Origin of the sequence: Parageobacillus caldoxylosilyticus NBRC 107762 (genome assembly GCF_000632715.1) — a bacterium.
In the GTDB taxonomy this organism is placed as follows: domain Bacteria; phylum Bacillota; class Bacilli; order Bacillales; family Anoxybacillaceae; genus Saccharococcus; species Saccharococcus caldoxylosilyticus.
Genome location: NZ_BAWO01000002.1, coordinates 1 through 13,624, shown reverse-complemented (window position 1 = coordinate 13,624; position 13,624 = coordinate 1). Strand labels below are relative to the sequence as shown.

Genomic DNA, 13,624 nt, shown 5'->3' with positions numbered 1-13,624 from the left:
GTGGGAGAAGCTATCGTCATTACATCCGGAAAAGGCGGCGTCGGAAAAACGACGACAACTGCCAACGTTGGCACGGCGCTTGCTATACTTGGGAAGCGGGTTTGCCTTGTTGATACGGATATCGGGCTGCGCAATCTTGACGTCGTCATGGGGCTCGAGAACCGCATTATTTATGACTTGGTAGACGTTGTCGAAGGGCGTTGCACCGTGCAAAAAGCGCTAGTAAAAGATAAGCGGTTTGACAATCATCTTTATTTATTGCCGGCTGCGCAGACGAGCGACAAGTCCGCCGTTACCCCAGAGCAGATGAAACAGTTGGTAGACGAATTAAAACAAGATTACGATTATGTGCTAATTGACTGCCCGGCAGGTATTGAACAAGGCTACCGCAACGCAGTGGCAGGAGCGGATGAAGCGATTGTCGTAACGACTCCGGAGGTATCTGCAGTGCGCGATGCCGACCGAATCATCGGCCTGCTAGAAAACGAAGAACATATGAAGCCGCCTCGCCTCATCATTAACCGCATTCGCGGCCATATGGTCAAAAACGGCGATATGCTCGATGTGGACGAAATTGTTATGCACTTGTCGATTGATTTATTAGGAATTATTGCCGATGATGAAAACGTCATCAAAGCTTCTAATAAAGGGGAACCGATCGTTTTAGATCCAAACAGCAAAGCATCGATTGCCTACCGAAACATCGCCAGAAGAATTCTCGGCGAATCCGTTCCACTGCTGCCGTTAGAAGAGGACCGAAAAGGATTGTTCTCGAAAATTAAAAAACTATTTGGCGTGCATTAATCGTTGCAATGAATCCCTGCAAATGAATAAGCAGGGATTTTTTTATCGAAATCATATCTAACAAGGTTGTCTAATAAACTAGTACAAACAATATTGGAAGGATGGTGAGAATAATGAATCGACGTGTCCGCGAAATTCGCAAGCGCATTGAAAAGCGGAGAAAAGCACGGCCGCATCACTACGAGGCACCCCGGCAGGCAGTATGGGACTTGACCGACGAAGAGCGGTACGGCCAGCCAGTCGTGACGTACGACCGCTATTCATTAGAAGAACCGCATCCTCTTTTTCACAAAGAGGTGTTCATTTTTAAAATGCTTCTTTCTGCTTGCCTTGTTTTAGTGACAGCCATTTTATTTAAAAATCCAGCTGATTCGTTAGAGCCTGCCCGTCAGTTTGTCAAAAGCACGATGAAGCAAGAATTTCAATTTGCGGCTGTTTCCAAATGGTATGAAAAACAGTTTGGCGAGCCACTCGCCTTTATTTCGCAAAAACCGGAAAGCGAAACAAAAACAACAGGAAAGCAGTACGCTGTTCCTGCTTCAGGCCGCGTATTGGAAAGCTTTCAGAAAAACGGCCAAGGAGTGATGATTGAAACGACAAGCAATGCGAAAGTCGAAGCGATGAATGAAGGGATCGTGACATTTGCCGGCACGAAAGAGAAGCTGGGGAAAACGGTGATCATTCAACACGCGGATGGAAGTGAATCGTGGTATGGCAATTTAGGCGCGATTTCTGTCAAATTGTATGATTTTGTTGAAACGGGCAAACAAGTTGGGACAGCAATGGCGAGCGCTGACGATCAAACAAAAGGGGTGTTTTATTTTGCGATAAAACAAGGAGACCATTTCATTGATCCGATTCAGGTGATTTCCTTTGAATAAGTATATCGCGTTATTGACAAAAATTCACGTGCATCCGCTATTATGGATGTTTTGTGGCATTGCTGTCATCACCGCCTACTTCTGGCAATTATTTCTATTATTTATGATCGTGTTTATCCATGAGCTGGGACACGCTGTTGCCGCCGCTTTTTTTTCTTGGAGGATCAGGCAAATTTTGCTTTTGCCGTTTGGTGGTATGGCAGAAGTCGAGGAATACGGGAACCGACCGTTCCGTGAAGATCTGATTGTAACGCTCGCCGGTCCGGTACAGCATCTTTGGATGATGGCTGTTGCGTTTTTTTTATGGAAGATCGGCTTTATCACAAGCGAAGGATTAGAGATGTTTACCCATTACAACACCGCCATTCTTCTTATTAATTTATTGCCTATTTGGCCGCTGGATGGCGGCAGGCTGGCGTTTCTTCTTTTCACTTATTATTTTCCGTTTAGTGAAGCACATCAAAAGACGGTCTTGTTTTCCGCTGCGGCGCTTGTTTTTTTCGTCATCGGCATTTTGCTGATCGAGCCGAAACAGCTTGATTTATGGATCGTTGCCGCGTTTTTAATGATATCGTTGCAACAGGAATGGAAGCATCATCGATATATCGTCATGCGTTTTTTGCTCGAGCGCTATTACGGGAAACGGAGCGATTATACAAAATTGCGGACGATTGCTGCTTCAGAAGAGGAGCGGATTTCCAATGTCTTGCAAAAATTTTACCGTGGACAAAAACATTCCGTCATTGTCACGAGAGCGAATCGTGAACGGGTGACGCTGGATGAAAACGAGCTTTTGCATGCCTTTTTTGCCGAAAAACAAACCGATGCCTCGCTAAGCCAGCTCATTTATGCGTAAGAAAACGATATTGACATTTTTCATTTTAGTATGATACTATACTTTACGTTGTAGAATTTTTGTGCCGCCGACATGGAGGCGGACAAAAATGGTGCGGCTAATATATTTTACAGCACCCGTACTACAACCGCTCAGCGCGGGTTGCAAAGCGTTCTGTCAAGAACCGCCTTGTCGCTGGCGAGTCTGAGTCTATATAAGGAGGTGCAGTTTGATATGTACGCAATTATTGAAACTGGCGGTAAACAAATTAAAGTAGAAGAAGGGCAAGAAATTTACATCGAAAAAATTGATGCCCAAGAAGGTGAAACGATAACCTTTGATAAAGTGTTACTGGTCGGCGGCGAAACGGTAAAAATCGGCAACCCTACAGTCGAAGGGGCAACGGTAACAGCGAAAGTACAAAAACATGGCCGTCAAAAGAAAATTATCGTGTTCAAATATAAGGCGAAAAAGAACTATCGCCGCAAACAAGGTCACCGTCAACCTTATACGAAAGTAGTCATCGAAAAAATTAACGCATAAAGGCACTGCCAATGATTAAAGTAGAAATTGAACGCACGAAGGAAGGCAAAATTTGCGCGTTTACGATGAAAGGGCATGCGCATTTTGCCAAACATGGGCAAGATATTGTCTGTGCCGGCGCATCGGCCGTATCGTTCGGCACCGTCAACGCGATCGAAGCGCTGACAAAGATTCGGCCGCATGTTGCACTAGGGGAAACCGGCGGCTATCTTCGCTGTGAGCTTCCGGAAATTGAAGATGCAGCGACGGCTGAGAAAGTTCAGCTTCTTCTTGAAGCGATGCTCGTTTCCCTGCAGACGATAGAGCGTGATTACGGAGAATATATTCGCATTATTCAGCGATAGCAGGAGGTGACAAGGATGCTAAGACTAGATCTCCAATTTTTTGCTTCGAAAAAAGGGGTAGGTTCGACGAAAAACGGCCGTGACTCCATTGCGAAACGCCTTGGGGCAAAACGCGCTGACGGCCAATTCGTTACTGGCGGTTCGATTCTTTACCGTCAACGCGGCACGAAAGTTCATCCAGGATTGAACGTTGGACGCGGCGGTGACGATACGCTGTACGCAAAAATCGACGGTATCGTTCGTTTTGAACGTCTTGGCCGCGACCGCAAAAAAGTAAGCGTCTATCCTGTCAGCAAAGAAGCATAAGCAAATGTGAAGAAACTCTAACCATATGGTTAGAGTTTTTTGTTTTTCCAAAAATGATGAAAAACCATTCACGTTTTTTGTAAAAAAATGCTATAGTAAAGATAAATGAATGATAGATAAAGTCGTGTAAATTAGGAATAGGAGCGCTATGGATGGAGAAGCAATGGAGAATTGTCGATGTACTGCGCCATTCCCGCCACGACTGGCTAAATAAAATTCAGCTTATTAAAGGAAATCTGGCGCTAAATAAAATAGAGCGGGTTTACGAAATTATCAATGACATTATTTGTGAGATGCAGCACGAAACAAAGCTGACCAATTTAAAGGCGGTGCAATTTGCCGAGCTCCTTATGACTTATAACTGGCAGCCGCGGCTTATTTCCTTGGAGTATGAAGTGCTTGGCGAGGAACGTGACTTATCGCTTTATGATGAAGATTTGACGCAATGGAGCAGCAGCTTTTTAGCGTTTATGGAGAAGCAGGCGGATGGACGTCAGGAAAATCATATGAGCATTTCCATTGAAGTGATGCCGCAAGGGACAAACATATTTTTTGATTACAGCGGGACAATACAAGATGAAAATGAGGTTAAGCGCTGGCTTCATAACTGCCAGTTGCCGCCATCCATTTATCTTGACACTTTTGACGTACATACGAACGAAATGACCGTACTGATCAAAATTGTATTTAGCTGAGTGCGGAAGCGGAGTGGGGAAAGCCGTTTATTTTTCGCGTGCAGCAGCCCGGCCGTTGCCTGGCACTTTTTGTTATATCAATGTCCCTTTTCGTTTCGCCTTTGCTGCTTTTTTCATGAAGCAACATACTATTGACAGCCTTTCCTTTGCTTTTGTATACAATAATAAACAGTGATAGCATTTCAACAACAGATCGGAGGAACGAAGATGTTTGTCGACCAAGTGAAAATTTACGTAAAAGGCGGTGACGGCGGCAACGGAATGGTTGCCTTCCGCCGCGAAAAATATGTGCCAAAAGGCGGTCCTGCCGGCGGTGATGGCGGAAAAGGCGGAGATGTTGTTTTCGTCGTCGACGAAGGATTAAGGACGCTGATGGATTTCCGCTATCAGCGCCATTTTAAGGCGGCGCGGGGAGAAAACGGCATGTCGAAAAATCAGCACGGAAAAAACGGTGAAGATTTGATCGTTAAAGTGCCGCCTGGGACGGTTGTCATCGATGCCGATACGAATCAAGTGCTAGCCGATTTAACAGAAAACGGTCAACGGTTTGTCGTCGCAAAAGGCGGACGCGGCGGACGAGGAAATACACGTTTTGCCACGCCGGCAAACCCAGCGCCGGAAATTGCCGAAAATGGGGAGCCGGGAGAAGAACGCAACGTCATTCTTGAATTGAAGCTACTTGCCGATGTCGGTTTAGTCGGCTTTCCAAGTGTCGGAAAATCGACGCTTCTCTCTGTCGTTTCCGCGGCGAAGCCAAAAATTGCCGAATATCATTTTACTACGCTTGTTCCTAATTTAGGCGTGGTCGAAACGGATGACGGCAGAAGCTTTGTTATGGCCGATCTTCCTGGGCTGATTGAAGGAGCCCATCAAGGCGTCGGGTTAGGCCATCAGTTTTTGCGCCATATCGAACGGACGCGCGTCATCGTCCATGTCATTGATATGGCGGCGACGGAAGGGCGGGATCCGTATGAAGATTATTTAGTGATCAATGAGGAGTTAAAACAATACAATTTGCGCCTGACGGAACGCCCGCAAATTATTGCCGCCAATAAAATGGACATGCCGAATGCCGAAGAAAACTTGCAAAAGTTTAAAGAAAAAATCGGGGATAACGTGCCGATTTTTCCAATTTCTGCGGTGACTAGACAAGGGGTGCGCGAACTGCTATTTGCCATCGCCGACCTTTTGGAAACAACGCCGGAATTCCCGCTTCACGAAGCGGAAGAGCCAGCGGTGCAGCGCGTCGTCTACAAATATGAAAAAGAGGAGCCGCCATTTACAATTACAAGAGGCAGCGATGGCGCGTTTATTTTATCTGGAGAAAAAGTAGAAAAACTATTTAAAATGACCGACTTTTCAAGGGAAGAATCCGTCCGCCGCTTTGCGCGGCAGCTGCGGGCGATGGGAGTGGATGACGCGCTGCGCGAACGAGGCGCGAAAGATGGCGACACGGTAAGGCTGCTCGATTATGAATTTGAATTTGTCGATTAATATGAAGGGGGCAGGGGAGGATTCTTGGATAAAAAATTTTATTTAGTTCGCGAGGACGTATTGCCGGAAGCGATGAAAAAGGTGCTGCTGGCCAAAGAATTGCTAGAGCGCAAAAAAGTCGATTCGGTGGCCGAGGCGGCGCAGCTTGTCGATATCAGCAGGAGCGTATTTTATAAATACCGCGATGCGGTATTTCCGTTCCAGGCCGTAATTAAAGAAAACATTGTTACATTATTTTTCCATTTAGAAGACCGTTCCGGCACACTTTCCCAACTGCTCGGCGTTGTTGCCGCCGCCGGCTGCAACGTGCTGACGATTCATCAGACGATTCCGCTTCAAGGCCGTGCCAATGTTACGTTATCCATTAGCACCAATGAAATGAAAGAAGATATCAATGAGCTGCTTTCGAAATTGCGGCGTCTGGAGTTTGTCGAAAAGGTAGAGATTGTCGGTTCAGGAGTGTATTAACGCAAGGGAGAGGCAAGGCATGAAAATAGGCTATTTAGGACCAAAAGCGACATTTACGGACTTAGCGGTAACGACGATATTTCCGGATAGCGAAAAAATTCCATACGATACGATTCCGGAATGCATCGATGCCGTCAGCAAGGAAGAGATCGATGCCGGCGTCGTGCCGCTGGAAAATGCGTTAGAAGGATCCGTGAATTTAACGTTGGACTATTTGATTCATGAACAATTGCTGCCGATCGTCGGGGAAATTATCGCCCCGATTCAGCAGCATTTAATGGTGCATCCGTACCACGCCCATCATTGGAGGGAGGTAAAAGAAGTTTATTCACACTCCCATGCGATCGCCCAATGCCATAAATTTTTGCATACGGCTTTGAAAAACGCCAAACAGGTGTATATGACATCGACAAGCGCGGCGGCCAAGTTTGTCAGTGAACACCCGCATCTTCCGATTGCAGCGATCGCCAACCGGCTGGCGGCACAAGAGTACGGGCTGACGATCGTGCACGAAAACATTCATGACTACGATTATAACCATACGCGCTTTATTGTCGTCCGCAAACAAAATAAGCCGCTGGATATCGATTCGCCGCTTTATGCGGGCGATAAAACAACACTTGTTGTCATGCTTCCGAAAGATCAGCCCGGCGCGCTTCACCAAGTGCTGTCCGCGTTTGCCTGGCGCAAATTAAACTTGACGAAAATTGAGTCGCGCCCGGCAAAAACCGGGCTTGGCAACTATTTTTTTATCATTGACATTGATCAAAAAATGGATGATGTGCTCATCCCTGGGGCCATTGCGGAACTAGAGGCGCTTGAATGTACGGTGCAAGTGCTAGGAAGTTATCCGTATTATATTATTTGATGATAGATCTAATGATAGATTACGATGGCCAAACAAGAACCATCCCTAGTTAAAAACGCAGGGATGGTTTTATATGTTTTTTCAGAATATGGTAATGTCTTTGGATCATTTGTTCTGGAAGCTGGTTAATTGGAAAGAACCTCACATCCAATGATCCCTCAGGATTTGCGTGGATTTCCCCAGAAAATTCATTTGTTTCATACACGATCGTAACGGTGTAAAATTCGTCTCCATTAGGTACTTTCACGTACGTGCCCGGTCCGGAAAGGACATCAAGGAGACGGCAATTTCCGATGGTGAGCCCCGTTTCTTCCCATACTTCCCGTCTTGCTGTTTCTTCAGCCGATTCTCCAAGCTCCATCAATCCGCCAGGAAGTCCCCAATATCCATACGGTTGTCTGCGCTTTTGCAGCAATACTTCATTTTTTCATTTTTAATGATTGCCAGTGCGCCAACTAAAATAACGGGGCGATGAAGAGCGCGCAGTTCTTCAATGTAGCCCATACCGTTCTCCCTTTCTGTTGCCTCGAAAAATTGTAAGGATTGAATCTCTACGATTCAATGAGCAGCCCTGCTTTTTTGAGAGCGTGACAAGCGGCATCAAGCTTGGCGACGGAGTCTGCTTCAATCGTATGAAGATGGGTGCCGTCTGTCAGCTGCAACAAATACGACGACTTTGTTTCTTCAATTTTTTGAATGAATTGATCGACCTCCAGGCGGTTGCTGACCATGATCGAGGCCGTCAAGTCTCCGTATACGGGATGTTCAATTTTCACATCTTTGACGGTGACGCCATGGTCGACGAGAATATACAATTCCTTTTTTGTCTGTTCGGGCGTATGGTAGCAGGCAATCGTGCGCGTATATGTTTGCGCCGGAATGTTTGGCGGCAAGTATAAATAGCCTTGGCTTGTGGCGATAATCGGTTCATTGCGCGCTTTTAAGAGCGAAATATCCTGCACGATCACCTGGCGGCTGACGTTCGTTTTTGCCGCGAGTTCGGCGCCGGTGATCGGCCTTTTGCTTTCTTTCAGCCATTGCAAAATGAGCTGGCGCCGCTGTTCTCCAAGAATTTTTTTCTCTTCTTTCAACTCATTCAAACTCCTTTCTTTGCTGACTGATTCTCTCAAGGGAAGATACGAGTTGGTCAATGTCTTTTTCCGTCGTCCATTTCCCAAATGAAACACGTATAAACTGTTTTGCTTCCTCTGCTGATTTTCCAGCTGCCAGCATCGTCCGCGATGGAGCTTGTTTTCCAATTTGACACGCACTTCCAGTTGAAATGGCGATGTTATCGCGATTGCATTCAAGCATGACATATTGCCCTTCGATTCCGTGAACGGAAAGACCGATAATGTGTGGCAACCGCATGTGAGGATGGCCCTCTACCGTAATTGGCAATTGCTTTTCGCGAATCATTGCCAAAAAGTGGCGGCGCAGCTGCTCGAAACGCGTTTGTTCGGCCTCTATATTTTCACAAATGTGCTGTGCCGCTGTAATAAAAGAAGCGATTCCAGGCACATTGACTGTCCCTGGACGAAATCCATATTCATGGGTGGCGTTAGGAAAACATGGCTGCCAATTGATGCGCGGGTCAATATATACTGCCCCGACCCCTTTTGGCCCATAAATTTTATGAGCAGAAATGGAAAGGCTGTCGATACACATCTTTTTTACATCTATTCGTATTTTACCAAAAGTTTGGACACAATCGCTATGAAAGATTACCCCATGACGCCGCAGCAGCTGTCCAATTTCGGCAATTGGCTGTATGGTTCCGATTTCCGAATTGGCATGTTGAATCGAAGCGAGAATCGTTTTTGGCGTAATCGCCCGCTGTAAATCGTGAAGGCGAATTTGGCCAAAACGGTCCACCGGCAAATAAGTGATCGAAAATCCTTCCATTTCTAGCTGCTTAAAAAGATGGTAAAGGGAAGCATGTTCGATTTCCGTTGTGATGAGATGGTTGCCGCGGTGACGGTGTGCGTTAACAAGCGAGCGGACAGCCAGAATGTTTGCTTCCGTACCCCCGCTTGTAAAGTAAACTCCCCGTTCCTCCCCATTAATGATGTAGGCTAGTTCCCTTCTGCATAGCGTTAAAAGCCGTTCGGCTGCGCTGCCAATATCATGCAGGCTGCTTGCGTTTCCAAAATAAGCGGATGCAGCTTCTACATAAGTTTGCAGCGCTTTTTCGCTCATCGGCGTCGTCGCCGCATAGTCTAAATAAATCATTGCCATCCGTCCTTTATTTTCAAAATGGTAAACAAAACTCTTGTCATTAGTTTAAATATGTGTCAATATATGTGTCAAGACATATAAAATCAGGAGGCGCTTTTCGTGATGGAAAATGAGGTCATTATTGTCGGCAGCGGTATCGCCGCCTTAACTACCGCCTATTATTTGCATGAGCATAAAAATGTGACGATTTTCACAAAGAGGAGAAAGGAGGAGAGCAACTCGTGGCTGGCGCAAGGCGGGGTGGCTGCGGCCATTTCCATAGAAGATCATTGGCAATGTCATTTTCATGATACGATTGCGGCCGGCTGCTACCATAACGATGAAAAAATGGTGGAACTGCTTGTCCGCGAAGGACCAAAGCGAATTTCTGAATGGATGGAAGAGGGACTGCGGTTTGATACCAAGAAAGATGGAAGCCTCCACTTTGGGCGCGAAGGGGGGCATGGCAAGCGGCGCATTTTGCATGCGGGAGGTGATCAAACAGGGAGGACGATTGTTGCGTTTTTGTTGGAAAAGCTGGCGGGACGGGTGCGAATGGTTGAGGACGAATATGTAATGGAACTGCTTGTTGAACATGGGCGGTGTGTCGGGATAAAAACGAAAAACCGTTCAGGGCAAATCGCGTTCCATTACGCGAACACTGTCGTGCTTGCTGCGGGCGGCTGTGCAGGCATCTATGCTTTTTCTTCTAATTCCCAGGCGGCGACGGGGGATGGAATTGCGTTGGCGTACCGCGCGGGCGCGAAAATAGCGGATATGGAGTTTATTCAGTTTCATCCAACAATGTTATTGGCTAATGGGAAAGCGGTCGGCTTAATTTCGGAAGCGGTGCGCGGCGAAGGAGCAGTGTTAGTGACGGAAGACGGGCGCAAGGTGATGGAGTCTGTTCATCCATTACGGGATTTAGCGCCGCGCGACATTGTCGCACGCGCGATTCATGCTGAAATCCAGCATGGTCACCGCGTTTATTTAGATGTTTCGATGATTGCCCGTTTTCGTGAACAGTTCCCGACGATTGCGAAACTATGCCAAGCATACGAGGTAGACATTGATAAAGGAAAGATTCCAATCGTTCCAGGCGCCCATTTCTTAATGGGCGGCGTCCATGTGAATGATCACGGGCAGACATCGATTCAAGGGTTATATGCCGTCGGAGAGGTAGCTTGTACGGGTGTTCACGGAGCAAATCGGTTAGCTAGCAATTCTCTGTTAGAGGGGATTGTGTTCGGAGCGCGTGCTGCAGAGGCTATCCGAAGAGAAACAGCGTCGCCGGTACAATTGCGTAAAAAAACAAATGATATACACAGCAACAAAAAGGTCGTGAACGACTTGCCAGAAATATCAACCATTCAAACGATCATGTCAACATATGTCGGCATCGTTCGTGATGAACAAGGATTGCAATATGCAAAAAAATGGTTCGAACAATTTCCATTGTCATATTTTGCGAACAGCTCTCTTGATCATTTTTCCATTAATGAAATTGCAATTATGCATATGTTGCTAACGGGCTGGCTAATCACGACGTCTGCTCTGCAGCGTACGGAAAGCCGGGGAGGGCATTACCGTTCCGACTATCCATTTGAGCGGAAGCAATGGAAGCAGCGGCGGATTTGGCGGACAAAGAGCGAGCTAAATGTAATAGCGTAGCAAAAGTATCTATACCGGAAGAACGGGGGGAAAGACGATGAACCAACTCAAATTACAACAGCTGTTGCAGCAATTTTTCATTGAAGATATTGGTGAACGCGATATTACGAGTGAAACGATTTTTCTAGACAATGAATGGGCAACAGGAACATTTACTGCCAAAGAAGATGGAGTGTTGGCAGGTACGGATATTATTACGACAGGCTACCATCTTTTGCATTCACATATCAATGTAACGCTTTATAAACGTGATGGCGAACAAGTAAAAAAAGGGGAAGCGATTGCCATTGCGTCCGGACCGGTTGCACCGCTGCTGACCGGCGAGCGCGTGATTTTAAACCTCCTCCAGCGCATGAGCGGCATCGCCACTTTAACACATCAGGCGGTTACGATTTTAAACAGCAGCCATACACGCATCTGCGATACACGCAAAACGACGCCAGGACTGCGGATGCTGGAAAAGTACGCCGTTGTATGTGGAGGAGGCTATAATCATCGTTTTGGTTTATATGACGGTGTCATGATTAAAGATAACCACATTGCATTTTGCGGTTCGATTACAAAAGCGGTGCAGGCGGTGCGCAAGAAGCTGGGGCATATGGTCAAAGTTGAAGTGGAAACAGAGACGAAAGAGCAAGTATTAGAAGCAGTTCAAGCGGGAGCAGATGTGATTATGTTTGACAATCGCACTCCGGACGAAGTGCGCGATTTTGTTTCACTCGTACCAAAGTCGATCGTAACGGAAGCATCGGGCGGAATTACGCTTGAAAATCTTGCGGAATACGGGGCAACAGGGGTTGATTATATTTCGCTCGGCATGCTGACGCATTCAGCTGCCGCTCTAGATATCAGCTTCAATTTACAATAACGGAAACGGGGGAAGAACGCATGAGCATTTTAGAACAAATGAAACGGCTTGATGATATGCCGGAAAGCTATAAAACAATGAGCATGGAAGAGATGGAAGCGCGCGTGCGCGCCATCAAAGAACGATTTGGAAAAAGATTGTTTATCCCAGGACACCATTATCAAAAAGACGAAGTAATACAATTTGCTGATGCAACAGGTGACTCGCTTGGGCTTGCGCAAGTGGCGGCGCAAAACGGTGAAGCAGAGTACATTGTGTTTTGTGGAGTACATTTTATGGCGGAAACAGCAGACATTTTAACGGGTGACCATCAAAAAGTCATTTTGCCAGATATGCGGGCTGGGTGCTCGATGGCCGATATGGCGGAAATTTCACAGGTGGAACGGGCGTGGCCAATTTTACAGAAGCTGTTTAGCGACGAGATTTTGCCGTTGACGTATGTGAATTCGACGGCGGCGATTAAAGCGTTCGTTGGACGCTATGGCGGGGCGGTCGTTACTTCCTCGAACGCGAAAAAGATGGTCGAATGGGCGTTTACACAAAAAGAGCGAATTTTCTTTTTGCCGGATCAGCATTTAGGCAGAAATACAGCCTATGAGCTTGGAATTTCGTTAGACGAGATGGCGGTATGGGATCCGCATGCCGATCATTTGGAGTACAACGGCGATATAAAGAAAGCAAAAGTGATTCTTTGGAAAGGACATTGTTCCGTCCATGAAAACTTTACTGTCCGCCATATTGAGCATATTCGCAAAACAAAGCCGGATATGCGTATCATTGTGCACCCGGAGTGCAGCTGGGACGTTGTGCAAAAGGCTGATGATGCCGGTTCGACGAAATATATCATTGAAACGATCCGCAATGCCCCTTCCGGCAGCAAATGGGCGATCGGCACGGAAATGAATTTGGTGAACCGCCTAATGCACGAACATCCAGATAAAGAAATCATTTCGCTAAATCCGTATATGTGCCCATGTCTCACGATGAACCGCATCGACTTGCCGCATTTATTATGGGCGCTTGAAGCGCTTGAAAAAGGAATCGTCGTCAATCAAATTACTGTTCCCGAAGCGATTGCCAAAGATGCAAAGCAGGCGCTTGACCGCATGCTGGCGCTGGCCTAGAACACTCATCCTGCCAAGCAGCATTGGGATGCCGGCAGGATGATTTTTTTATCATAAAACAAGGGGATGGATCATAGATTGTGTTGAAGGATGATGGCGACAACAAGCAGGGGCTGAAATACAATGCGAACAGTTTCGGTTTAGGAGGGGAACGGAGTGAAAATCCATATTGTTCAAAAGGGCGATACCCTTTGGAAAATCGCTCAAAAATACGGGGTGGATTTTGAACAATTAAAAAAAATAAACGGACATTTAAGCAATCCGGATATGATTATGCCGGGAATGAAAATTAAAGTGCCGACGGCAGGGGTTCCGGTAAAGAAAGAAGCGCCGAAAAAAGAGGCAAAAATTAATCTTGCTCCAAAAAAAGAAGAAAATATAGAGCATCCGTATGCCAATGCAAAGCCGTTTGTATCGGTGAATATTGAGGCGGAGTTTTCGGAGCCTATAAAAAAAGAAAAGGTAAACAAAGCTCCCAAGGCAGGGGTGAAAGAAGCGCCAAACGT

At 46.5% G+C, this 13,624-nt stretch carries 16 protein-coding genes, 1 pseudogene and 1 other annotated feature; of the genes and pseudogenes, 14 read left to right on the top strand and 3 right to left on the bottom strand.

Annotated elements, in window-relative coordinates; translation table 11 throughout:
- The 10 genes from minD to pheA all read left to right on the top strand — a co-directional run bounded on the left by minD (position 1) and on the right by pheA (position 7,238).
- Positions 1-804 carry a septum site-determining protein MinD gene (gene minD / locus GCA01S_RS00840; protein WP_017435521.1) on the top strand — a complete coding sequence of 268 codons (804 nt, stop codon included), beginning with the start codon at positions 1-3 and terminating at the stop codon, positions 802-804.
- 113 nt (positions 805-917) lie between these two features.
- A complete protein-coding gene (locus GCA01S_RS00835) occupies positions 918-1,685 on the top strand; it encodes a M23 family metallopeptidase (RefSeq protein WP_042406482.1) in 768 nt (255 codons plus the stop codon).
- The gene (locus tag GCA01S_RS00830) at positions 1,678-2,541 is read left to right on the top strand and encodes a M50 family metallopeptidase (RefSeq protein WP_042406481.1); all 864 of its coding nucleotides are present in this window, start codon (positions 1,678-1,680) and stop codon (positions 2,539-2,541) included. Before GCA01S_RS00835 ends, GCA01S_RS00830 begins: the two co-directional genes overlap by 8 nt.
- Positions 2,542-2,656: 115 nt before the next feature.
- Positions 2,657-2,736: a sequence feature (ribosomal protein L21 leader region), on the top strand.
- Positions 2,737-2,754: 18 nt separating this feature from the next.
- Positions 2,755-3,063 carry a 50S ribosomal protein L21 gene (rplU, locus tag GCA01S_RS00825; RefSeq protein ID WP_042406479.1) on the top strand — a complete coding sequence of 103 codons (309 nt, stop codon included), beginning with the start codon at positions 2,755-2,757 and terminating at the stop codon, positions 3,061-3,063.
- Positions 3,064-3,074: 11 nt separating this feature from the next.
- Positions 3,075-3,407, top strand: a complete 333-nt coding sequence (locus GCA01S_RS00820) for a ribosomal-processing cysteine protease Prp (protein ID WP_042406475.1) — start codon at positions 3,075-3,077, stop codon at positions 3,405-3,407.
- Between the two features lie 15 nt (positions 3,408-3,422).
- Positions 3,423-3,713, top strand: a complete 291-nt coding sequence (rpmA, locus tag GCA01S_RS00815; RefSeq protein ID WP_017435526.1) for a 50S ribosomal protein L27 — start codon at positions 3,423-3,425, stop codon at positions 3,711-3,713.
- 152 nt (positions 3,714-3,865) lie between these two features.
- Complete coding sequence (locus tag GCA01S_RS00810; protein ID WP_042406472.1) at positions 3,866-4,408, top strand: sporulation initiation phosphotransferase B; 543 nt, start codon at positions 3,866-3,868, stop codon at positions 4,406-4,408.
- A gap of 207 nt (positions 4,409-4,615) precedes the next feature.
- Positions 4,616-5,902, top strand: coding sequence for a GTPase ObgE (obgE, locus tag GCA01S_RS00805; RefSeq protein ID WP_042406470.1), 1,287 nt, complete (start codon positions 4,616-4,618; stop codon positions 5,900-5,902).
- A gap of 24 nt (positions 5,903-5,926) precedes the next feature.
- Positions 5,927-6,370 (top strand): ACT domain-containing protein, encoded by a 444-nt coding sequence (locus tag GCA01S_RS00800; protein ID WP_042406468.1) that lies wholly within the window; start codon positions 5,927-5,929, stop codon positions 6,368-6,370.
- Positions 6,371-6,389: 19 nt separating this feature from the next.
- The gene (gene pheA / locus GCA01S_RS00795) at positions 6,390-7,238 is read left to right on the top strand and encodes a prephenate dehydratase (RefSeq protein WP_042406466.1); all 849 of its coding nucleotides are present in this window, start codon (positions 6,390-6,392) and stop codon (positions 7,236-7,238) included.
- A 49-nt stretch (positions 7,239-7,287) separates the two neighbouring features.
- On the opposite strand, the pseudogene GCA01S_RS00790 reads toward pheA, so the two are convergent.
- The 3 genes and pseudogenes from GCA01S_RS00790 to GCA01S_RS00780 all read right to left on the bottom strand — a co-directional run bounded on the left by GCA01S_RS00790 (position 7,288) and on the right by GCA01S_RS00780 (position 9,470).
- A pseudogene (locus GCA01S_RS00790) lies at positions 7,288-7,742 on the bottom strand (NUDIX hydrolase).
- 47 nt (positions 7,743-7,789) lie between these two features.
- Entirely contained in the window at positions 7,790-8,329 is a 540-nt protein-coding gene (locus tag GCA01S_RS00785; RefSeq protein WP_042406463.1) for a transcription repressor NadR, read from the bottom strand.
- Between the two features lies 1 nt (position 8,330).
- Positions 8,331-9,470 (bottom strand): IscS subfamily cysteine desulfurase, encoded by a 1,140-nt coding sequence (locus tag GCA01S_RS00780; RefSeq protein WP_042406461.1) that lies wholly within the window; start codon positions 9,468-9,470, stop codon positions 8,331-8,333.
- A gap of 108 nt (positions 9,471-9,578) precedes the next feature.
- On the opposite strand from GCA01S_RS00780, the gene nadB reads away from it, so the two are divergent.
- The 4 genes from nadB to safA form a co-directional block, all read left to right on the top strand.
- On the top strand, positions 9,579-11,126 hold the full coding sequence (gene nadB / locus GCA01S_RS00775) for an L-aspartate oxidase (RefSeq protein WP_033313772.1): 1,548 nt from the start codon (positions 9,579-9,581) through the stop codon (positions 11,124-11,126).
- 37 nt (positions 11,127-11,163) lie between these two features.
- Complete coding sequence (gene nadC / locus GCA01S_RS00770) at positions 11,164-11,994, top strand: carboxylating nicotinate-nucleotide diphosphorylase (protein ID WP_042406457.1); 831 nt, start codon at positions 11,164-11,166, stop codon at positions 11,992-11,994.
- Between the two features lie 20 nt (positions 11,995-12,014).
- On the top strand, positions 12,015-13,118 hold the full coding sequence (nadA, locus tag GCA01S_RS00765) for a quinolinate synthase NadA (protein ID WP_042406454.1): 1,104 nt from the start codon (positions 12,015-12,017) through the stop codon (positions 13,116-13,118).
- Between the two features lie 156 nt (positions 13,119-13,274).
- Positions 13,275-13,624, top strand: a 350-nt coding sequence (safA, locus tag GCA01S_RS20755; RefSeq protein ID WP_042406449.1) for a SafA/ExsA family spore coat assembly protein, incomplete at its 3' end; no start/stop codon positions are given.

Bases quoted from the DNA above. Each gene is read 5' to 3' on its own strand.
- nadC (WP_042406457.1), top strand. From the start codon at position 11,164: ATGAACCAACTCAAATTACAACAGCTGTTGCAGCAATTTTTCATTGAA.
- GCA01S_RS00780 (WP_042406461.1), bottom strand. From the start codon at position 9,470: ATGATTTATTTAGACTATGCGGCGACGACGCCGATGAGCGAAAAAGCG.
- pheA (WP_042406466.1), top strand. From the start codon at position 6,390: ATGAAAATAGGCTATTTAGGACCAAAAGCGACATTTACGGACTTAGCG.
- nadB (WP_033313772.1), top strand. From the start codon at position 9,579: ATGGAAAATGAGGTCATTATTGTCGGCAGCGGTATCGCCGCCTTAACT.
- GCA01S_RS00820 (WP_042406475.1), top strand. From the start codon at position 3,075: ATGATTAAAGTAGAAATTGAACGCACGAAGGAAGGCAAAATTTGCGCG.
- rplU (WP_042406479.1), top strand. From the start codon at position 2,755: ATGTACGCAATTATTGAAACTGGCGGTAAACAAATTAAAGTAGAAGAA.
- rpmA (WP_017435526.1), top strand. From the start codon at position 3,423: ATGCTAAGACTAGATCTCCAATTTTTTGCTTCGAAAAAAGGGGTAGGT.
- nadA (WP_042406454.1), top strand. From the start codon at position 12,015: ATGAGCATTTTAGAACAAATGAAACGGCTTGATGATATGCCGGAAAGC.
- GCA01S_RS00835 (WP_042406482.1), top strand. From the start codon at position 918: ATGAATCGACGTGTCCGCGAAATTCGCAAGCGCATTGAAAAGCGGAGA.
- obgE (WP_042406470.1), top strand. From the start codon at position 4,616: ATGTTTGTCGACCAAGTGAAAATTTACGTAAAAGGCGGTGACGGCGGC.
- GCA01S_RS00810 (WP_042406472.1), top strand. From the start codon at position 3,866: ATGGAGAAGCAATGGAGAATTGTCGATGTACTGCGCCATTCCCGCCAC.